22 protein-coding genes are annotated in these 21,648 nt (G+C 36.5%); 14 read left to right on the forward strand and 8 right to left on the reverse strand.

Annotation, left to right across the window (positions count from 1 at the left end; all coding sequences use genetic code 11):
* Positions 1 to 57 precede the first annotated feature (57 nt).
* From MHI47_RS02750 to MHI47_RS02760, 3 genes are all read left to right on the forward strand, one after another.
* Complete coding sequence (locus MHI47_RS02750; protein ID WP_340761420.1) at positions 58 to 621, forward strand: NADPH-dependent FMN reductase; 564 nt, start codon at positions 58 to 60, stop codon at positions 619 to 621.
* Positions 622 to 755: 134 nt separating this feature from the next.
* Positions 756 to 1,274: a sigma-70 family RNA polymerase sigma factor gene (locus MHI47_RS02755; RefSeq protein ID WP_340761421.1), complete on the forward strand. Its 519-nt coding sequence runs from the start codon at positions 756 to 758 to the stop codon at positions 1,272 to 1,274.
* Positions 1,267 to 2,571, forward strand: a complete 1,305-nt coding sequence (locus MHI47_RS02760) for a DUF4179 domain-containing protein (protein WP_340829385.1) — start codon at positions 1,267 to 1,269, stop codon at positions 2,569 to 2,571. The genes MHI47_RS02755 and MHI47_RS02760 overlap by 8 nt, the downstream gene beginning before the upstream one ends.
* 70 nt (positions 2,572 to 2,641) lie before the next feature.
* On the opposite strand, the gene MHI47_RS02765 is transcribed toward MHI47_RS02760, so the two are convergent.
* Together MHI47_RS02765 and MHI47_RS02770 are read right to left on the reverse strand one after the other, a co-directional pair.
* A complete protein-coding gene (locus MHI47_RS02765) occupies positions 2,642 to 4,630 on the reverse strand; it encodes a bifunctional diguanylate cyclase/phosphodiesterase (RefSeq protein ID WP_340829387.1) in 1,989 nt (662 codons plus the stop codon).
* Between the two features lie 201 nt (positions 4,631 to 4,831).
* Positions 4,832 to 7,021, reverse strand: coding sequence for a DNA topoisomerase III (locus MHI47_RS02770; protein WP_340829389.1), 2,190 nt, complete (start codon positions 7,019 to 7,021; stop codon positions 4,832 to 4,834).
* A 309-nt stretch (positions 7,022 to 7,330) separates the two neighbouring features.
* Here MHI47_RS02770 and MHI47_RS02775 point away from each other — a divergent pair, with 309 nt between their 5' ends.
* The 6 genes from MHI47_RS02775 to MHI47_RS02800 all read left to right on the forward strand — a co-directional run bounded on the left by MHI47_RS02775 (position 7,331) and on the right by MHI47_RS02800 (position 13,134).
* On the forward strand, positions 7,331 to 8,020 hold the full coding sequence (locus tag MHI47_RS02775; protein ID WP_340829390.1) for a hypothetical protein: 690 nt from the start codon (positions 7,331 to 7,333) through the stop codon (positions 8,018 to 8,020).
* Between the two features lie 16 nt (positions 8,021 to 8,036).
* A complete protein-coding gene (ybaK, locus tag MHI47_RS02780; RefSeq protein WP_340761426.1) occupies positions 8,037 to 8,519 on the forward strand; it encodes a Cys-tRNA(Pro) deacylase in 483 nt (160 codons plus the stop codon).
* Positions 8,520 to 8,604: 85 nt separating this feature from the next.
* Positions 8,605 to 9,252 carry a YczE/YyaS/YitT family protein gene (locus MHI47_RS02785; RefSeq protein ID WP_340761427.1) on the forward strand — a complete coding sequence of 216 codons (648 nt, stop codon included), beginning with the start codon at positions 8,605 to 8,607 and terminating at the stop codon, positions 9,250 to 9,252.
* 78 nt (positions 9,253 to 9,330) lie between these two features.
* On the forward strand, positions 9,331 to 10,392 hold the full coding sequence (locus MHI47_RS02790) for a hypothetical protein (protein ID WP_340768195.1): 1,062 nt from the start codon (positions 9,331 to 9,333) through the stop codon (positions 10,390 to 10,392).
* A 143-nt stretch (positions 10,393 to 10,535) separates the two neighbouring features.
* Positions 10,536 to 11,726, forward strand: a complete 1,191-nt coding sequence (locus MHI47_RS02795; protein WP_093535875.1) for a glycine C-acetyltransferase — start codon at positions 10,536 to 10,538, stop codon at positions 11,724 to 11,726.
* Positions 11,727 to 12,174: 448 nt separating this feature from the next.
* Positions 12,175 to 13,134 (forward strand): L-threonine 3-dehydrogenase, encoded by a 960-nt coding sequence (locus tag MHI47_RS02800; protein WP_340829392.1) that lies wholly within the window; start codon positions 12,175 to 12,177, stop codon positions 13,132 to 13,134.
* A 276-nt stretch (positions 13,135 to 13,410) separates the two neighbouring features.
* On the opposite strand, the gene MHI47_RS02805 is transcribed toward MHI47_RS02800, so the two are convergent.
* The 5 genes from MHI47_RS02805 to MHI47_RS02825 form a co-directional block, all read right to left on the reverse strand.
* A complete protein-coding gene (locus tag MHI47_RS02805) occupies positions 13,411 to 14,751 on the reverse strand; it encodes a YjiH family protein (RefSeq protein WP_093535871.1) in 1,341 nt (446 codons plus the stop codon).
* Positions 14,752 to 14,858: 107 nt separating this feature from the next.
* Positions 14,859 to 15,545 (reverse strand): bacillithiol biosynthesis deacetylase BshB2, encoded by a 687-nt coding sequence (gene bshB2, locus MHI47_RS02810; RefSeq protein WP_093535869.1) that lies wholly within the window; start codon positions 15,543 to 15,545, stop codon positions 14,859 to 14,861.
* A gap of 13 nt (positions 15,546 to 15,558) precedes the next feature.
* Positions 15,559 to 15,909 (reverse strand): YojF family protein, encoded by a 351-nt coding sequence (locus tag MHI47_RS02815; protein WP_093535867.1) that lies wholly within the window; start codon positions 15,907 to 15,909, stop codon positions 15,559 to 15,561.
* A gap of 126 nt (positions 15,910 to 16,035) precedes the next feature.
* A complete protein-coding gene (thiD, locus tag MHI47_RS02820) occupies positions 16,036 to 16,869 on the reverse strand; it encodes a bifunctional hydroxymethylpyrimidine kinase/phosphomethylpyrimidine kinase (RefSeq protein WP_093535865.1) in 834 nt (277 codons plus the stop codon).
* A gap of 69 nt (positions 16,870 to 16,938) precedes the next feature.
* Positions 16,939 to 17,196, reverse strand: a complete 258-nt coding sequence (locus MHI47_RS02825) for a hypothetical protein (protein WP_093535863.1) — start codon at positions 17,194 to 17,196, stop codon at positions 16,939 to 16,941.
* 103 nt (positions 17,197 to 17,299) lie between these two features.
* Between MHI47_RS02825 and MHI47_RS02830 the strand changes: the two genes are divergently transcribed.
* Genes MHI47_RS02830 through MHI47_RS02850 form a run of 5 tightly spaced genes read left to right on the forward strand, consistent with a single transcriptional unit; the run spans position 17,300 to position 19,575 of the window.
* Positions 17,300 to 18,049 (forward strand): DUF4230 domain-containing protein, encoded by a 750-nt coding sequence (locus MHI47_RS02830; RefSeq protein ID WP_093535861.1) that lies wholly within the window; start codon positions 17,300 to 17,302, stop codon positions 18,047 to 18,049.
* Between the two features lie 7 nt (positions 18,050 to 18,056).
* Entirely contained in the window at positions 18,057 to 18,710 is a 654-nt protein-coding gene (locus tag MHI47_RS02835) for a uracil-DNA glycosylase (protein ID WP_340761431.1), read from the forward strand.
* Between the two features lie 37 nt (positions 18,711 to 18,747).
* Positions 18,748 to 18,927, forward strand: a complete 180-nt coding sequence (locus MHI47_RS02840; RefSeq protein ID WP_093535857.1) for a uracil-DNA glycosylase — start codon at positions 18,748 to 18,750, stop codon at positions 18,925 to 18,927.
* The gene (locus tag MHI47_RS02845) at positions 18,924 to 19,175 is read left to right on the forward strand and encodes a YwdI family protein (RefSeq protein WP_093535855.1); all 252 of its coding nucleotides are present in this window, start codon (positions 18,924 to 18,926) and stop codon (positions 19,173 to 19,175) included. The genes MHI47_RS02840 and MHI47_RS02845 overlap by 4 nt, the downstream gene beginning before the upstream one ends.
* A 19-nt stretch (positions 19,176 to 19,194) precedes the next feature.
* On the forward strand, positions 19,195 to 19,575 hold the full coding sequence (locus MHI47_RS02850; protein WP_093535853.1) for a DUF423 domain-containing protein: 381 nt from the start codon (positions 19,195 to 19,197) through the stop codon (positions 19,573 to 19,575).
* 533 nt (positions 19,576 to 20,108) lie between these two features.
* On the opposite strand, the gene MHI47_RS02855 is transcribed toward MHI47_RS02850, so the two are convergent.
* On the reverse strand, positions 20,109 to 21,506 hold the full coding sequence (locus MHI47_RS02855; protein ID WP_340829394.1) for an amino acid permease: 1,398 nt from the start codon (positions 21,504 to 21,506) through the stop codon (positions 20,109 to 20,111).
* Positions 21,507 to 21,648: the final 142 nt, after the last annotated feature.

The following is a 21,648-nucleotide window of genomic DNA, read 5'->3' on the forward strand; positions in this document are numbered from 1 at the left end:
ACAATTTTAGCGTCTTTTTTTGATACAATAAAGGACGAATAAGGAGGTTTTTGTAAGATGAAAATTCTACTCGTAGACGGAACGGTAATTGGTACGAAAACTGGTGTCATCTTAGAACAAGTGAAGGACTATATAGAAGAAGTCAATTCAGAGTACACTTTAGAAATTATTCACCTTTCAAATTATGAACATCAGTTTGTAGATGGACGTCCCTTTGAAAACTACAATGATGACATGAAACTATTGGTGAGTAAATTTGACCAAGCAGATGGTTTCATTATCGCATCACCTATTTTCCAAGGTTCTATACCAGGAGTACTGAAAAATACCTTTGATTTTCTTCACCCCAAATCCATGCGTTATAAACCAGTATCAATCGTTGCCAATGGTGGAACATACCAACATCATCTTGTCATAGAAAATCAACTCAAACCGATTTTAGATTATTTTAGATGCCTAGTAACACCTAATTATGTTTACACACATAAAAGTCACTTTGATGAAAACAATGTCATTATCGATAATGATGTACATGATCGTTTAAGAGAGCTTGCTCGTGTATTTGTTCAATACGCAGAAATGAGCAAAAACCTTTCTAAGGAACCGATGGATGTCCACTAAAAATGTAAGATGTCTCTGTAAATAGAGATGTCTTTTTTTATGGCCATTATTTATCCTTCAACAAAAATTATATTCAAATGAACTTTATTGGCTTTGTGATGTCTAATATATATAACAGACAAGGGGGTGACGCAGTGGAGACAATTGAAATAGCTAAGAAAGCCATTAAAGGGGATGAGGAGGCTTTCTTACAGATAATGCAATTATATAAAGATACATTATATCGAACAGCTTATGCATTTTTAAAGAATGAACATGATGCACTGGAAGCTATGCAGGAAGTAACCTTTCGAGCATATCAAAAAATACATACATTGAAAGAACCCACCTTTATGAAAACATGGTTAGTAAGAATTATGATGAACTATTGCCAGGATCAGTTGAAGAAAAAGAAAAGGGATAGTCCGAGTGAAATCCTACAGACGATAGGATATAAGGAAGATACTACCTACCTAGAAATGAACGAAGCAATTGCTTCCCTATCAACTGCTGACCAACAGTTAATATTCCTGAAATATTTTCAAAATACTAAAATTAAAGAAATTGCAAAACTAGAAAGAATCCCAGAGGGAACTGTTAAGTCGAGGCTTCATAAAGCACTTAAGTCACTTAGAAATTTCCTATCAGAGAAGGGAGATGCTGGCCATGTATGAAAAAGAAGAAGACATGTTAGACATAACAAAAAAGAAGCTAGAGCAAGTGGTTGTACCTGAGCAACTCGTAAATACTGCAATTCAACTAGGAATAATACAAGCGAAAGCTAAAAGAAGAAAACGCAATAAAACACTATGGGCTTTTTCTGTTGCAGCAATTCTGATACTAACCTTAGTGACATCCATTCGTGTATCACCAGCATTTGCTAGTGCAATTTCAACAATACCGGGAATGGAGAGTTTCGTGCATCTCCTTCATTTGGACAAAGGAATGAAAGCAATCGTCGAGAATGATTATTATGAGGTCATCGGTATTGCTCAAGTTAAAGATAATATAACTTTTACAGTAGATGGAATTATTATTGATGAAACAGGAGCGGAAGTTTTTTATACATTAGAAGCTCCGCACTCACTAGAGAATATAGATTATGAGAATATCAAGTTTTTAAATAATAGTCAGGAGCTATTAGCAGCGATCAGTTATGATCCACCAGACCAAGAAACTGGAAATAGAAAAGAAGGTACATTTAGTTTTGTTTTTAGTGATATAAAAAAATTATCAAGTATGAATTTTGAACTTCAATTGGAAGCAGAACAAGCTAATAAGACAACGGTTTTTAAGGTGCCATTTACACTAAAAAAAGAAATTAAGTCAGGGAAAATATATACATTAAATAAAACTGTTGAGATGGATGGTCAACGAATTGAAGTTAAGAAGATAAAGGTATACCCATTAAGAGTAGCCCTTGTTTTAGAATTTGATGAAGAAAATGATATGAAAATATTGCAGTTTGAGGATATGCGATTAGAGGATGAAAACGGAGAAGTATGGAGTTCCATTCAAAATGGTATAACTGACTTCGGTGAAAATGAAAATAAAGAAAATATGTATTTTTTAGAAAGTAACTATTTTAAGGAGCCAAAAGAGCTGTATTTAAAATTTGAAACGGTGCAAGCACTCCTTAAAGAGGAAAGCTATTTACTCGTAGACTTTGCAAAAAAGGAAATCATTGAACAGCCATCCGATAGAAAAATGGAAATATTAAATGTTGGTAGTAATACAATTGAACTGAAATATAGACCTATAAGAGAAAATCATATGTATTCTCTATTTTCTCAAGGGGAAAATGCTAAAGGTGAGATAATTGATATACCACGCGAAAGCAATTGGGGAGACCAAGATGAACAATTTACAGAAGTAACTATAGATGCAAAAGGCATTATTAACCCAGTTAAAATAGAGTTCGTTGCATATCCCAATTACTTAAATGGGTCTGTTTCGCTCCAAGTAAAATAGGTGGTTGGATATAGAGATTAGATAGGTAACAATAACAGGTGAAGAAAACATGCTTTTCTTCACCTGTTTATTAGTTATTTATTAAGTAAGTTTGTTCAAATTCGTCGAGAGAAACAGGCTTAGAGAAATAGTAACCTTGAAAATATGTAAGACCAAGGCTATTCAAGTAATCGACCTGCTCTTTTGTTTCTACACCCTCTGCAAGAACATCGCATTTTAATCCTTTGGCAAGATTCATAAATGTATGCAATATGAGCTCCGCATTAGTTTCTTTACCGATTTTATCCACAAAATACTTATCTATTTTCAATTTATCGATTGGAAAATCGACAAGATCTGCTAACTTAGAATACCCCGTTCCAAAATCGTCTAAGGATAAGCGGATTCCATATTTTCGACAAAAGGCAATATTACTTAATATATTTTGGTCGGTGTCTAAATTAGCATTCTCAGTAATTTCGATATCTACCATCTGTGGTGGAATATTATAAAACTGAATAAAGTGAATTAAATCATTAAAAAATTTCCTGTTTCCAAGTAGCTTCGGAGTAATATTAATAGCTACTGGCTTATTAAAACCATAGTCCTGGATCCATTTAGAAACTTTGGAAAACACCTCGCAGATCAAATACTTTGTGAGTTCCTCTATTCTTCCACTATTATCAGCAATTCCAATAAACTCTGGAGGAGTAATATACCCGTACTTCGGATGAATCCAACGAGTGAGCACCTCTACGCCGATTACTTCATTATTTGTAGAATTGAATTGAGGTTGCACAACAAAGTGAATCGCAGTATCTTTTAGATTCCCGTGTAACTCATTTTCAATATGGACCTTACGTTCTATCTCCTCAATCATCGAGTATTCAAAGAAACTGAAGTTATTAATACTTCGTTTTTTGGATGTATACATAGCAACATTAGCGTAACGAAATAGTAAATCGGTATTAGACGCATCCTGAGGATATCTAGAAATTCCAATGCTTAGACTTAACGGAATAGAAGGTACTGATTTGGATTCAGAAATTTCTTGGAAGTCTTGAACCAATTTATTTGCAATAATACTTAACTTTTCTTTATCTACTTCATCTGTGAAAATAACAAACTCATCGCCACCCACTCGGGAGACTACCTTGTCTACTTTGATGGTTTGGTTAAAAAAATTAGCCATTTCCACAAGAATTGCATCCCCGCGTGTATGCCCATACATATCATTTATCAATTTAAAGCCATCTAAATCTATATAAAAAAATGAAAAAGGCTCACCGTTTTTTATTTTACGCTGTAGCAGGTCATAGGTCATTCTACGATTAGGTAAATGTGTTAAAAAGTCAAAATAAGCTAAATTCCTTAAATCTTTTTCAATATTTTTTCTTTCGGCTATATGATGGAAAAAAACAGACAAACCACCTTCTTCTATTGGATAAGCTTTAACCTCGAACCATGTAGGTATTGATGGGATGAAAATTTCTTGTTGTCGAGTTTCCTGTTCTAACATTACTTGTTGAAGAAAAGGGAAAAATTCTGTCTCTAACAAAGAAGGGCTTTCGGAACTTTTATAGTTAAAGCTTGGAAGTACTTGGCTGAGTAAGGTTTTTCCATACTCATTTATGTATGTAATATTCCAACTTTTATCGACTGAAAAGAAAGCATCTGTCATACTTTCTAAAATATTCTTCATCTCTGAGACTACTTCTTGCTTATATGCTGAGTAAATAATAATTGCACCTACTCGATTGGAAGAGAGGGTCAATTTGTACGTACGAAATAAATAGTAATACTGCTTTTGTTCTATAGAAATTGTAAACTTCTTTTGAAATTCATCTGTATCTCCACGCAGTATTTGTTGAATAGAATCCAATTGCTCGTAATTCTGTGTTGACTCCAATAAGTCTGTGAAGTTTGAGTTCTTAAAAATTAGAGGAACAAATTCATTCAATGTTTCAATCTTTTTCCACGCACTATTCATGTTTATTATGTTTCCAGTATCGTCCAGTACAATGATTAAATCTTCTGAGGCATTTAATATTGTATTTTTTAAGGGGACAGCTATATCCAACTATTTCACCTCATAAGTTCAGTGTTATTATGTCAATAATATCACCTATCGGATAAAAAAGGGTGAGAAAATAGTAATGTAAATGTAAAAAAATGATGTAATTATGATTATATTGGAGTAATAGTTGAAAAGTATGTGGAAATAATAGATAGAAAAAACTATACATCAGATCCTAGTTAGGAAATGATGTATAGTTTTATATTATTTTAAATTTAATTTTTTTAATGCTTCTGCTAGTGCTGTATTTACAGGTTCTTCTTCTTGGTTTTGTTTCTTTAAATACTTTTGTACATCGCGTTTATCCACTTTACCACCTGAATTTTTTTTCCGGCGTTCGAAAGCAGATAATTTTTCTCGGAATCCACATTTACATGTGAAGATCTGACCATCACCCTCACCGCGCAATTCCAGTTTTTTCTTACATTGTGGACAACGGGCATTAGTAACTCTTGCGACGTTTTTGCGATGGCCGCATTCACGATCTTGACATACAAGCATTTTCCCTTTTTTTCCGTTCACTTCAAGCATAGGTTTGCCACAATCAGGACAGCTTTTTGTGGATATATTATCATGCTTGAATTTTTTATCACTATTTTTGATATTGCTAACAATTGTTTTTGTATAAGTTTTCATTTCATTAATAAATACGTTTTTACTCAATTTCCCTTTTGCAATTGCATCCAGTTTTTGTTCCCATTCAGCTGTAAGAGCAGGGGTTTTTAGATCTTCTGGAACTAATTCAAGTAATTGTTTCCCTTTAGAAGTTAAGTAAATATCCTTTCCTTTTTTCTCCATAAGGAATGAATTGAACAGTTTTTCAATAATATCTGCCCTTGTAGCAACTGTTCCTAATCCACCTGTTTTATCCAGTGTTTTAGCTAGTTCCTTATCCTGGGTACCCATATACTTTGCCGGATTTTCCATAGCTGTAAGTAAAGAACCTTCATTGAATCTTGCCGGTGCTTTCGTTTGTCCTGATGTTTCAGTAACTAATTTCACGGAAAGTTTATCGCCTTTGTTTATGCTAGGAAGTAGTTGTTCTTTCATGTCTTCCGTATTTTCTTCCTCATCAAAACGATTTTCATATACTTCCTTCCAACCTGACGAAAGAATCGTTTTTCCTTTTGCTACAAATAATTCATCGCCAATAGACGCTTTGACCGTAATTTGCTCATATTCAAAAGGAGGATAAAGTACTGCTATAAAACGTTTAATCACTAAATCATAAATTTTGCGTTCTTTATCTGTAAAGTTAGACTGTATTACTGTTTCTTCTGTTGGAATAATAGCGTGGTGATCTGAAACCTTACTATCATCCACAAATGCTTTGGTTGCTTTAATAGGCTTTTGTAATACTTTGCTAGCAAATGGTCTATATTGCCCAATGCCAGATGACTTTAGACGTTCTGGTAATGTCTCTACAATATCGGTAGAAATATATCTTGAATCCGTCCGAGGATACGTTAGCACTTTATGTCGCTCATACAAAGTTTGCATAATACCAAGTGTTTCTTTCGCTGAATATCCAAATATTTTGTTGGCATCTCGTTGGAGCTCAGTTAAGTCATATAGTTGAGGCGCAAAGCTTTTCTTATGTTTTTTATCGACCTCTACGATGGTTCCCTGTTTGTTGTCCACTTTAGAAACAATTTGTTCTACTTTTTCTTTAGTGAAAGTACGAGAGTCATTTGTTTGTTTGTCCACCCAAGTAAGCTTTAACTTTTGATCTGTATGTGCTTCCACACCGTAATATGTTTTCGGTTTAAAGTTTCTTATTTCGTTTTCTCTTTGAGCAATAATCGCGACAGTTGGAGTCTGCACACGTCCACATGAAAGTTGTGCATTGAATTTACTTGTAAGTGCGCGAGTTGCATTTAACCCGATATACCAATCTGCCTCAGACCTTGCAACAGCTGCGTGATATAAATTTTCATAAGCTTTACCTGGTTTTAAATTTTGAAAACCATCTTTAATAGCTTTATCCGTTACAGATGAAATCCAAAGTCGTTGAACAGGTTTTTTAACCTTAGCTTTTTCAATAATCCATCTCGCTACTAATTCACCTTCACGACCAGCATCGGTTGCAATGATAATATCACTGACATCCGTACGAACTAACTGACTTTTGACCGCATTATATTGTTTGCTTGTTTGTTTAATAACGACTAGCTTCAAATCATTTGGGAGCATTGGTAAATCATCCAAGTTCCACGTTTTATATTTAACATCATAAGTTTCAGGATCTGCTAATGTTACTAAATGTCCCAATGCCCAAGTAACGATATATTTGTCACCTTCTAAATAACCGTTTCCTTTTTTATGACACTTGAGGACATTTGCGATGTCTCTTGCTACAGAGGGCTTCTCTGCAATTACAATACTTTTCTTCATTTTATAACATCCCTTCGAACTACCATTAAAATTTAATATATCATATAGTAAGGGCTTTTGCAGTGGCGGACGCCCTTAGTCAACCTGGTAGTTAGCGACTTATATTCAATGTTCAGATTGCGAAAAAAAACAGTTTTGGCTCTTTTATGAATTTTATAAGACATTTTAAAAATTACGGATAAGTATAAAAGACCTATAAAATTAAAAATTTTTAAAAAAACTATTTGAGTCTTTATGCATGTGAAATTCATGACAATAGTAAGTTTGAATATTTTGTGAAAGTGGTAAAATGTTAAGAAGGAGAACTATATGGAAAGAGGTGGAAGAATAATGTTGGTGAGGGCGACAGGAAACGGTACTTTGAACTTAATTGCAGAAGCAGAACAACGTAAACAAGCTTTTCAGCGAAAAGATGTAGGACAAGCCTATCGTAAAAATGCTGAATATTATCAGCCTAAAAAGAATCCTACATTAGCAGACTTAGAGGATTTGTTACTTGGGAAGAAGGAAAAAGAAAGTGATTCCCCCGAAATAAGTGCGGCAGTTAAAGAGTTTCAGCAACTAGAAAAAAGCAAAAGTATGCTAGAAATAAAAGGACCAGCAGTTCCAGTGCAAATAGTAGGCGGTCCTACCCCTGAAAAGACGATAGAGCTATTAGAGAAAGTTAGAAGTTCTGCACTTGCTCCTGATCACCTGAGTTCCGAAGACTTACGACTAGCGGCCAATGCTACTGCAAAAATACAAACCGTTCAAACACAAATTACATTAAACGAAGAAGCAACTAGACAAATCGAGGTTGAAGCCAAAAGACAAAGAGAAGATGAGGCTGCGGTATCTAATCGCTCTGTTCAATATGATCTCCAATCCCCTGGGGTGCAACGGGAGGATTTACAGAAAAAAAGATATATAGAACAAGCAATTGCAAAATACTCATTTCAAGTGCAAATGAAAAAATATGGCTTTACTGACCAACAGCCAAGTTTCTTCCGCATAGCATAAGAAGGGGCTTCCAAATATGAGCAAAAAACAAAAGACGAATGCGGTGCGTAAACTTGAACAGCAGAACATTGCGTTCGATATAATAGAATATGAGCTAACTGGCGATCAAGTAGACGGGGTAACTGTAGCAGATAAAATAGGCTATCCCGTTTTTGTTGTCTATAAAACACTGCTTGTTACCGCTGGAGCAAATAAGCATTTTGTTTGTATTATTCCAGTACATAAAGAATTAGATTTAAAAGCAGTAGCAAAAGTGGTAGGTGAGAAGAAAGTTGAGTTGTTGCCGTTAAAGGAATTGCAACCAACTACTGGTTATATTAGAGGGGGATGCTCCCCAATTGGGATGAAGAAATTATTCCCAACATGGATAGATGCAAGTGCAGAGAGTCTTGATTTTATCCTCGTAAGTGGTGGGCGAATAGGTCTTCAACTAAAACTAAGTCTACAGGATTTACTTCAGCTAACGAATGGGCGAATTGCAACAATTATTAAAATGTAATCATTTGATAAAAACACCGTTATAATTGACCTACTATATACTGGAGACTTCTAGGCGGTTTTCAGAAACAGGAAGTAGGATTCGAATGAAGCAATTAGTTTGGCGTTGGATTTTTTTTGTTACGGGAGTCACTACTATGGCGTTGGGAATTTCGATGACCATTAAAGGACAGCAATTTGGAATTGGACCATGGGATGTATTTCATGTTGGTTTATATAATCATCTTGGTTTAACTATCGGGACTTGGGCAATTTTGACGGGTATCACGATTGTATTGGTCACGATGATTGGAACGAAGAAATTTCCGCAGCTTGGTACATGGCTAAATATTCTTTTTATAGGATCGTTTATTGATGTGTTTAACTGGCTATTACCTGATATCACAAGCTATATAGGGCAAATAATTATATTTGTTATTGGGGTTGTTATAACTGCAGTCGGTGTTGGGGTTTATGTTTCTCCAAATGTTGGAGCAGGTCCACGTGATTCTCTTATGCTGTTACTCATGGCTAAAACAGGTTGGAGTATTAAAAAAGTAAGAACCGGAATTGAAATAATTGTGGCACTTGCTGGCTGGGCACTTGGTGGACCGGTTGGACTAGGTACTATTATTATCGCGTTATTGCTTGGACAGATAGTTCATTATTCATTGCCTTTGTCTCAAAAACTACTATATACAATTTCCGGTTATACATTGCCGTATGTGAAAAAGAGTGTGGAAAATCAAACTTGATTTTCCACACTCTTTTTCATATTTTACTAGGACAGTGCATATAGTATTTCTTGAAGGAATGATAGGGAGGATGACGCTATGAACGGGGTAATTACTCATTATATGGGAAGGTCATATACGGGACAAGGTGTGAAAAACTTTTACAAGGAAATTATTCAAGAGGCGAACAAAGTATATTTCTTTAAGGGGCCGACCACCTATCGATTGACCGAGATATTCAAGGAAATAGGCTATAATGCAGTGCGTAGAGGTAAAAATATGGAGTGGTTTTATGACCCAATGCATGAGGATTTGCTGGAAGGCTTGTATATTAATGAAACAAAAACACTTTACTTACAAGCTGACACTGTAGACCCTATCTATTACGGGGCAGGACACGAATGGGTACCCTATTATGAAGCATATAATGACCGCAAACTTCATGATATTGGACCAATAGTAAAAGAAAAGCAGATTACTAATGATGTATGGCTATCAAAAGGGCTTCAAGCATTATCTCGAGCAAAAAAAATTCATGACGAATGGGAACTGCTTATACAAGGAGCCATAAATTGGGAAGGTATAAACACTTTGCTTGAAGAACGTACTAAGAAAAGTATTGGTAATATTCAACTTCAAAAGAATCCAAAGGTTACACATCGGTTAATGGGTTCTCTTACTCCACTTGGTGCAAAGGATACTTTGGAGTCTATTTCTAAAAACTTGAAAAATAGATTGTATATAAAAGGATTACCGGGTAGTGGAAAGTCTTCTTTTATGAAGAACTTTGGGGAAGAGGCAAAGCTACATGGATTAGATGTAAGGTATATTTGGTGTGGCTTGGATGCAAATAGTGTAGACGGGATAGTGATTCCAGAACTCCAATTATGTGTGGTCGATGCGACGAGTCCTCATGTTTATGAGCCAGAACGTAATGGAGATGAAATTATAGACTTCTTTCCACATATCAATCAAACCATGTTAAATGAAGATAAAATAGTAGAGGTAAGAAATGACTATGCAAGTGAGATGGAACTTGCTCAAGATTATTTATGCACATATTCGGGAGAATCGAAAATGATTAAGATGCTTTACGACTCAGCAATTGAAGAGGAAAAGTGGAGAGAATTACAGGAGAAAATGCTTGAAACGATAAGATGAAAGCATGGAATTAATCGGAGAATAGCAATAACAAGGCCCTACGGACAAATGTCTGTAGGGCTTTAAAATAGCAGCTTTATTTTCCTCAAACCTTTTCACATGGTAAGATAGAGTAGAATATGACCCGTGAAAGGATGAGTAACATGTCTCACATATTAAATAATTTTTTAACTGAAAACTTAAATGAATTGAAGAACCAAGGTTTATATAATGAAATCGACCCAGTAGAAGGTCCTAATGGCGCGAAAATAAGTGTGAAGGGCTCTGAGCTCATTAATCTCTCATCGAATAACTATTTAGGACTTGCAACAAATCCAGAGCTAAAACAAATTGCAAAAGATGCGGTGGACAAGTATGGAGTTGGAGCTGGAGCTGTCCGTACGATTAATGGAACACTAGATCTACATGTGAAGTTAGAACAAAAGCTAGCGGAATTCAAAGGAACGGAAGCGGCTATATCTTACCAATCAGGTTTCAACTGTAACATGGCAGCTATTTCTGCAGTGATGGACAAAAACGATGCCATTTTGTCAGACCAACTAAATCATGCGTCTATTATTGATGGATGCCGACTGTCTCGTGCGAAAATCATAGCATTTAACCACTCCGATATGGATGATTTACGTGCTAAAGCAAAAGCTGCAACAGAATCAGGTCAATATAACAAGGTGATGGTTATTACAGATGGCGTTTTCTCGATGGATGGAGATATTGCGAAGCTTCCAGAAATCGTGGAGATTGCGAAGGAGTTTGATCTAATAACTTATGTAGATGATGCACATGGTTCAGGTGTAACTGGTAAAGGGAAGGGAACTGTGAAGCATTTCGGTTTAGAAAAAGAAATCGATTTCCAAATTGGTACTCTTTCTAAAGCAATCGGTGTTGTAGGTGGATACGTTGCAGGTAAAAAGGATTTAATCGACTGGTTAAAGGTTCGTTCACGTCCATTTTTATTCTCCACAGCATTACCACCAGGTGATGTTGCAGCAATTACTGCAGCAGTTCAAATGATTATTGATTCCACTGAATTACACGACAAACTTTGGGATAATGGTGACTACTTAAAAGCAGGTTTATCGAAACTTGGATTTAACATCGGAGCATCCGAAACACCGATTACACCATGTATTATTGGCGATGAAAAATTAACGCAAGTCTTCTCCAAACGACTATTCGAGGAAGGCGTTTATGCCAAATCTATTGTCTTCCCAACCGTACCAAAAGGGACAGGACGCGTTCGTAATATGCCTACCGCAGCGCATACGAAAGAAATGCTAGATGAAGCCATCGCTGTCTATGAGAAAGTTGGTAAAGAGCTTGGTGTAATTAAATAGTTTAAAACAGCTACCAAGTTTAAAACTTGGTAGCCTTTTTTATGAGAACAAAGTTAAGTTTAATTTTTCATATTTGTTTCTATCCATTTAAATGAATAAAAAAATTATAATTTTGGACATCCTTTGACTAAACAAAATGCTATCCTCAGCTACTAATCGAAAAGTGCTCAAATCATCTTTTTCTTACTATAATTACATCTATTGCATAAGGCATAACTGTAAATAGACAAGCACCGTTAATGCAACTCCTAAAACAAATATAGAGATGTATGGAAGTAGTCTCATATGATCCTCCTGTACTTCACTATAAGAAACTCTTATAAAGTTGTATTGTGTTTATTGAGGGAACATTGTATAATTAATTTCACGAAAGACTAGTAATATCAATGGTTTTGGTGTCAGTTTTGTACTCCTCAAAAATACAAATGTTTTTGGAAGGAAGAATAATATGAAAAAAATTATGGTTACCGGAGCTCTAGGGCAAATCGGTTCAGAGTTAATAACCAAATTGCGAAAAAAGTATGGTTCAGACAATATATTAGCAACGGATATTAGAAATGTTGTTTCACCTGTATCAGAAAGTGGTCCTTTTGAAATTTTAGATGTGACCGATGGGGAAAAAATGCATCAACTTGCGAAGGATTTTAAAGCAGATACGATGATCCATATGGCAGCTCTTTTATCAGCAACTGCAGAAGCTAAACCATTACTTGCATGGAATTTAAATATGGGTGGGTTAGTAAATGCACTAGAAGCTTCTAGAGAACTAGGTTTGCAGTTCTTTACTCCAAGTTCTATTGGAGCATTTGGGCCTTCTACGCCTAAAAAGAATACTCCTCAGGATACATTACAGCGTCCAACAACGATGTATGGAGTGAACAAAGTCTCAGGTGAATTATTATGTGATTACTACTTTAATAAATTTGGGTTAGACACACGTGGATTGCGTTTCCCAGGGCTGATTTCCAATGAAACTTTACCTGGTGGTGGAACGACTGATTATGCAGTGGATATTTATTATAAAGCGATTAAAGAGGCTTCGTATACATCATATATTGCAGCTGGAACATATATGGATATGATGTATATGCCAGATGCTTTGCAGGCAATTGTGGACTTAATGGAGGCAGATGCTTCAAAATTGATCCATCGCAATGCGTTCAATGTAACGGCAATGAGCTTTGAACCAGAGCAAATCGCAGCATCTATCCGTAAGGAAATACCAACTTTCACTATGGACTTTGAAGTGGATCCGATTCGTCAAGCAATAGCAAATAGCTGGCCAGATTCTATAGATGCAGCTGCTGCAAAGGAAGAATGGGGCTTTTCATATAAATATGATCTAGATGCAATGACAAAAGATATGTTAACTAAACTAGCAGCAAAACAAACAGCGGACCTTCTATAAAGTCCGCTGTTTTTCTGTTGTATCATTAATTAAAAGGAATTTGGTGCTATAAAAATTGGATAGCATTTTTTCTCTAATTATCTAAAAACGACGATGGACAGTAAAAATCCATAAGATTACCGAGAAAAAAGAGGCTATTTGTGACATTAGTCACGAACAGCCTCCTTGAAAATCAAATGGTAATCATATAGCATAAAATCTGTCCAAAGTACTTTAACAATAGAAACAGGTTTAATCTACAAAGACCGGGTGTTTTTTATACCTGGTCTTTCTTATTTAAAACAATATATGTGCGACTACTGCAATGATTGGGAATGAAATAAGCGTACGTAATAAGAAAATAACGACTAAGTCTTTAATATTAACCGGAATTTTTGAACCTAATAACAAGCCACCAACTTCAGACATATAAATCAGCTGCGTTACAGACATTGTAGCGATAAAGAAGCGAGTCATTTCTGATTCAATAGATGCTCCAAGAATAGACGGAAGGAACATATCCGCAAAACCAACAACCATTGTTTGTGCTGCTGCCGCTGCTTCTGGAATACCAAATAACATTAATAGGGGCTCAAAAGGTTTACCTAAAATAGTAAATACCGAAGTATACTCTGCAAGCATTAATGCAATTGTACCGAATGCAAGTACTACAGGTGCAACTCCAATATACATATCAATCACATTTTTTATACCATCCGTAAAAAACTTGCCAATTGAACGATTTTTACTAGCCGTGTTCAATGCATTTTCTAAACCATGCGTAACGGCATTATAATTTTCAGGGTATTTCTCTGCTTCTAAATCAAGAGGACGTCCGTCAATATGTGTATCCTCTTTTCCAGCAAGTGGGTAAATTCTTGGCATGATAAACGCAAGTACAACACCACAAAGTAGAACGGTTAAATAATACGGTATAAAGTAATTGCCTAAACCAACTTGATCTAATACAACGATACAAAATGTTATAGAAACAACGGAGAAAGTAGAACCAATAATAGCTGCTTCTTTCTTCGTGTAATAACCTTCTTCATACTGTCTACTAGTAAGCAAAACTCCGATTGTCCCATCTCCAACCCATGAAGTAAGTGCGTCAACGGCAGAGCGACCGGGTAACTTGAATAGAGGACGCATGATTTTCACCATCATCGTACCAAAGAACTCCAATAGTCCGAAGTTTAGTAGTAGAGGTAACAACAATCCTGCGAATAAGAAAATGGTAAATAGGAAGGACACCAGTCCAGTAGGACTTAATAACATTCCACCTGTATTTTCACTCCAAATTGCCTCAGGACCAATCTGCCAGATGATCAAAATAGAAAAGACTGCACCGACAATACGTGTAACTGTCCAAAAAGGAGTTACTTTGAATAAGTTATTGATAAAAGTCTCTTCTTTTGGTCTGAACAGAAAAATAATCGAGCCAATGGCAGCGATTAAAAGTGTTACTAATGCAACCCATTGGACGACTGGTTCAAGTAAGGTAGAAAGAATACTAGCAAACCATGCAATAGGTATTTGAATTCCTTCGTCAATAGGTAGAGGAATCATAAAAAGAATAACACCTGCTATAGATGGTAGCAGGAATAATAGCCAAGTGGATAAAGAAAACTTTTTCATGCAAAAGACCAACTTTCTATATATATGAATATTTATACATCAACTAATACTGTTTATACATAATAATTCAATTGCATGAAGAAGTCTATAGCTTAAAGAAAGTTCCTTTATTCGAAATCTTTGGAGAAGTCATATGTGTAAAAACGTTCGAAGTTTAGCCAATTTTCTGCTTCAGTTTCTCCATCAGCTAGACGTTTATCCATTTCTTCTAACATCCATGCAGTCTGTGAAATATGCGCACGCATAGATCCCATTTTTTGTTCTGCAGCTTCTTTAATGTTATGAACAATATCTGGCTCTCCTAAGACTTCCTTAGAATCATTTGAAAACGCTAAAGCATAAATTGTTGGGCGTTGTTCCTCAGGCATACGTCTCACTGCGCGAATCATTGCACGTCCAGTCGCATCATGATCAGGATGAACTGCATAATTTGGATAAAACGTAATTACTAGGGAAGGGTTCGTATCAGAGATTAGGTTTTGCATCATCTCTACCATTTTTTCATCGTCCTCAAATTCTACCGTTTTATCACGTAAACCCATCATACGAAGGTCTGTCACTCCCATTGCTTTAGCAGATGCAAGTAGTTCATCTTTGCGAACTTGCGGCAATGTCTCACGAGTGGCGAAAGGAGGGTTTCCTAAGTTTCTTCCCATTTCCCCTAGTGTTAAGCAAGCGTATGTAACCGGAATTCCTTGCTTAATATAAGTTGCTATTGTACCTGATACCCCAAATGCTTCATCGTCAGGGTGAGGGAATACAACTAATACATGTCGTTCCATTGGTAATGTCATTTATGTGTCCTCCTTAGTAAGTAAATGGTGTTTTGCTAATTTGTAATGCAACGGCCAATTTCCCAGTTTGATCATGTCCAGCCATCAATAATCTTCCGTGCTCATCTAACTCGAAATGGGTAATCCCTTGTGCATATACCCAACCATGCGGGAGTTTTAACCCTATACGATGTGGAGATTCTCCTGCTATTTTCCCAAGTTCGTAACGTATGATAACGTTACGAATGAATGCACCCGCATTAAACACACTCTCATTAAAATGTGCCGCATAGGCTCCATTTGTTGTTTCTAAATGTATATATACATCTTCGTTTGCAAAATTATTCAAAAGCTCCTGCAAGCGTTCTACTTGAACAAGTTCCATTCATATTGCCTCCTAGTATACTGTCTGCTATTAGTATAATGAAAAAAACTTAATGATGCGAATGATTGAATTAGACACAAAAAAACTCGTAAGTCATCGATGACTCTACGAGTTTTTAAATACTTATTAAACAGTTGTAGTAGTTACTTCTGGAGCGCCGAATTTACCTTTAGCACCGTGAAGAACTGGTCCAACGTATTGATTTAATTTCCAACCGTGTGCGATAGCGGCTGAAACGAATTCTTTCGCCTCAAAAACTGAATCGGCAACAGAAAAGCCATTAGCTAAATTTGCCGTTATTGCTGCAGCAAACGTACATCCAGCACCATGATTAAACGTAGTTTCTGTTTTTTCTGTTTCTAAAAGTGTATGTGTTTGTCCATCGTAAAATAAGTCTACAGCTTTTTCGTGCTTTAACTGCTTACCACCTTTGATGACTACATTTTTCGCACCAAGAGCATGAATTTTTTCTGCGGCTGCTTTCATATCCTCAATTGTGTGCAATGCACCAAGGCCGGAAAGTTGTCCAGCTTCAAACAGGTTAGGGGTAACGACTAATGCGCGTGGAAGTAAAAACTCGATCATTGCATCCACTGTCCCCGGATTTAGGACTTCATCCTCGCCTTTACATACCATAACAGGGTCAATTACTACACTTTTAACTCCAGCTTCTTCTATAATATTACCGGCTGTCTCTATAATTTCTTCCGTACTTAACATACCAGTTTTGATAGCATCCACATTTGTAGATAATGCCGTTTTTGCTTGGCGTTTAATCTCTTCTACTGGCAATGAGAATACACCGTGGCTCCAACCGTTATCAGGATCCATAGTAGCAATAACTGTTAAAATATTCATGCCATATGTACCGTGTTCTTGGAAAGTCTTTAAATCTGCTTGAATTCCAGCTCCACCAGAAGTATCGGAACCAGCTATTGTAAGTGTTTTTTTGATAGACATTGGACTTTTCTCCTTTTTCTATGCTGCGTATAATTATTTTATTGTAGCAGATTTTTTCGGATATTTACATTAAGGAATCTTAGGAGCTGTCCAGAACTTATATAAAACAAATAAACAAACAACAACAAGTATACCTGTTACAAGGGAGCCAACTATAATTTCGTTTACCCATAGTGAAACAGATAAGAAAATAAGGAATGCAATAAGTAAAACAAATACAAAAATAAAGCACCCCAATCCAATGTTTTTAGCTCCTTCTGGAACCATATTGGTACTAGCTGCTTTTTCAATCTGTTTTAATTTTTCTCGATAGTGAAAATCTGCCATTTGAAAAAACTCCTTTTTTTTATCGTACCATGGTAGATTAGTTGTTAATAGCGAAACTTTTAGCTAATGTAAACGTAATAGATTTAGAGGAAAGAGGGATGATATGCGAAAAGAGGACAAGATTCGTGAAATGGAAAAGCTCTTGGAAGAATTAAAAGCTCAAGATGAGTCGGCTGCTACTATTGCAGAAAGCCCTTCACGTAAAGGATTTAATGCTTGGAAGATGCCACGAACTTTATACAGGTTTGGTACAAAGTCCTTCCTACTTATTGGACTACTCATTCTCTTATTAATAGCAGCCCTTCCATTTGCAGCTTTTTGGGCTATTAAAGGAAGTACGTTCACTGAAAGTAAAGGCTCATTCGTGGAACAAGTACAAGCGTTAAATGAGTTGTCAACTGCCCAGGCTTATACGAAAGTAATTATTGAAAGACAAGATAATGCAGTATTTGGAAAAGAGATTGGCATTGATTTACCTGGCACTAAGCGACAACTTCTAGTGGTTATACCTGGTTCCGTCAAAGCAGGTGTCGATTTTTCGCAGGTGGTCGAGTCAGATATAGATGTAGATGAAGAAAATAGGACGGCTAAGTTAATATTGCCAAAGCCTGAATTTCTAGGTGGACCAGAGATTTTATTTGAACAGGTAGAAGTATTTTCATATGAAGGACTATTCCGTGAGAAAGCAGATATTAAAGAGGGATATGAACTTGCAGAGACTGCAAAAGAAATGATGATTGAAGAAACAACTGGACAAGGTATTTTAGAGCTAGCAGAAGAAAATGCGGCTAAGTCAGTGAAAGAAATGTTCCAGTTAGTGAATTATGATGTAGAAGTGGAGTTTAAGGAGTGACAAGTACATGCCTAGTTGGAAAGATGTGTTAAGAGAGGAACAGGAGAAGCCTTATTTTAAAAAGTTACAATTATTTTTAGATGAGGAATATGCATCTCAAACAATTTTTCCCAAACGTACCGAAATCGACAGTGCGTTTAAGATGACCACCTATGATAATGTCAGGGTAGTAATTTTGGGACAAGACCCTTATCACGGAGAAGGGCAAGCCCATGGGATGAGCTTCTCTGTGAAGCCAGGTGTTCGTATACCTCCAAGCTTACGGAATATGTTGAAGGAATTAGAAGATGATTTAGGTTGTCCTCTTCCAACGAGTGGATATTTAGAAAAGTGGGCGAAACAAGGGGTCCTTTTACTAAATACAGTTTTAACTGTACGAGCAGGAGAAGCTAACTCTCATAAAGGAATGGGTTGGGAAACTTTTACGGATACAGTAATCCAAAAGCTCTCCAACCGAGACAAACCTATTATATTTGTTTTATGGGGTAAGCCAGCGCAGTCTAAAATAACACTAATTGACACAGAAAAACATACGATTCTTCAAGCACCTCATCCAAGCCCATTAAGTGCACATCGAGGATTTTTAGGAAGTAAGCCGTATTCTAAAATCAATGCGAGTTTAGCTGCATGGGGGGAGGAACCAATCGATTTTTGCCTATAATTATGCTACGATAGGCAATGGAAAGTAGGGGAGGACATTGGCTGTAAATTGTTTCAAATGTCGACATTTCTTTACGACATGGGATGCGAGAAATCCTCGTGGTTGTAAAGCTTACGGATTTAAAACAAAGGAACTTCCCTCCGTAGTAGTACTGCGTTCCTCAGGAATGGAATGCATGAAATTTGAACCAAAGCAAGTGGAGGGACTAAGACGATGATTTCTAATGAGCAACTATTAATGCAAATAGATAAACATCTAAAATATGCAAAAACTAGTGGCAATGAGCAATCTTTCAGAGAATCATTAGTTGCGATTAAAGCATTGTGTGATGTTGGTTTAGAAGTGCAAATTCCATTACAAGTTCCAACTACTAGAAGTGTACAAACGACTTCAACAATTTTACCTACACAACCAGTTGCTATAAAAGAAGAAGATGCAAATGGTGATTCCCTATTCGATTTTTAAGAGAAAGAAGGAGAGTTTCGTGAAGTTTTTTATTATAGCAGGTGCTATTAACGGTTTTCTATCCGTAGCACTTGGAGCCTTTGGAGCGCATCTTTTGGAAGGTAAAGTGGCTGACAAATACTTGGCAACATGGGAAACAGCGGTACAATACCAGATGTTCCATGCATTAGCTTTAGTTGCTATTGGTATATTGATGAGTAGCAAGGTACTCGGTCCAATTTCTACCTTGAATACTGCAGGATACTTTATACTTGCAGGAATTATTATCTTCTCAGGTAGTTTATATGTATTGAGCTTAACAGGTATTAGCATTTTAGGAGCAGTAACACCAATCGGTGGAGTAGCATTTTTAGTTGGATGGATTATGCTTATAGTAGCCGCGGTAAAATACGCAAACTAATCGGGAAGTCGAACCTATCAAGGGTTCGGCTTTTTTGTTTCTTAATTTTTTATCCGTACACCAGAAAGTATTATATATAAATACAGGAGGATGAACATTGGATTTAATGAATTTTTAAGAATGAATAATACTACTGATTGAACAAAGGCTAAGAGCGCACCTCGTGTGGCAACGCAGATAATAAGAGTAGCCTAAGGTTATATAGGGATAAAACCGTCTGTTGAATTAGACTACTATTCTGTAACGAAGAATGTAGAAAGTTGATTTCTTTTAACTAAGGTCCTTTTATCCTTACTCATCAAAAGGTCGCCAATTGCTTGATCTTGTTCCAGAAGAGTTAAAATCGCCTACCCTTACCGGTGAGTGGGAGTAAAAACTAGAAGCAATCGCGAATGGCAAATTGAAAAAGTATACAAAAGAAATTGTTGCAGAAATAAAATGCAGTGATAAGAAGTACAAAAGTTTGACGATTAACTTTCGCTATTCAAAAAACACCTGCCTCATCTCATTGGATGAAGCAGGTGTTTTTCATGTTATAGGTTATTTGCTTTTTTAACACTATTGTAGAACAGAATTCCGCTAGCTAGTAAAAGTACACCAAATATAAAAGTTATCAAGTCTGCAGTACCAGCATAGATGACCCAGATGGAGTAAAGGGTAGCAAAAAAACCAATGATTCCGTCCAATATTCGAGTTCTTTTCGCGGTGTACGTTTCCCCTGTATAGACTAGCTTCAACTGGAAAGTGGAAGCGATAAAGTAAGGAACCAAGTACGACAGTGTGGCCACAATAATCATGAAATCGAATGCTGCGGCAATTGTATTAGAAATAGTGGAGAAGATAAACAATTGTCCTATCCCGTTTGTAATGATCATCGAGAAAACAGGTATCCCTTTTTCATTTACTTTTAAGAACGAGGGAATAAATAATCCCTGTTTTGCTGCTTGATACGGAATTTCAGCGCTTAACATAACCCAACCAACTGTTGAGCCGAATAAACTGACTAGCCCAATTGCAGCTAGAACTTTACCTCCAACTGGCCCAAGTACAGTAGAAATAGCATCAATCAGTGGTTTATCGGACGCTACGAGTGCGTCATGGTTTAACATTCCTAAAACGAGAGTGCTAATTCCAATATAGATGGCAAGGGCAATAAGCAGTCCGAGAATGGTAGCACGTTTCACATCAATTGATTTTTTGGCACGTGATGCAAAAACAATAGCGGATTCAACGCCTACAAATGCCCACAGTGTTGCGACTGCAGCGTTATTAAGCTGTCCAAATAACCCGATTTGATGTCCAAGCTCATCGTATCTTGGTGCAGCAAATGGAAGGATATTTGCTTTCTGGAAAGCAAACAGGCCAATCACAATGAATAACAGAAAAGCGATTACTTTTGTAGCTGTTGCCACTAGATTGATTTTCCCGGCACCCTCCATCCCATTAAGAATAATAAAATGAACTCCCCATAATAGAAGAGAACAGACAATAAAAGTTAACGCATTTCCTACTTTTAATGTAAAGGAGCCGATTGTAATAAGCTCTGCCTGACTTATTAAGATTGGGAAAAAGGTGGATAGATAACCTGCAAACGTCGTAATGATAGCGATGTTCCCGACCAAATTTCCAATCCAATATCCCCAAGAAGACATAAAACCCGATAGAATTGAAGAATTGCTTCCAGTTTTGAACAACTCCTTGGCATAGATTTGTGGTCCACCGTTTAAATCAGGTTTTCTGATTGCCAAGTTTCCGAATACAAGGGCAATCATCAAAACCCCGCCACCTGTAACAAGCCAAGCGGACAGAGCACCAGCTGGGCTGGCAACCTCACTTAATGTGCGTGGTAGCATAAAGATACCTGAGCCCACCATATTACCAACTACTAATGCAGTCAGTATCCATAAACCAAGTTTTTTATTTGAATCCATTCCTAATTATTCCTCTCTAATGACCTCTAAAAAGAGTATGTTATTTAAAAACAAGCATAGTTAAAACCTCTACTCTAGCATGAGTAGAAGTGGGTGATATTTATTCACTCGTAACAATATAGATTCATGTTAGCTAAAAGTC

Source organism: Psychrobacillus sp. FSL H8-0487, assembly GCF_038008385.1.
GTDB lineage: Bacteria > Bacillota > Bacilli > Bacillales_A > Planococcaceae > Psychrobacillus > Psychrobacillus psychrotolerans.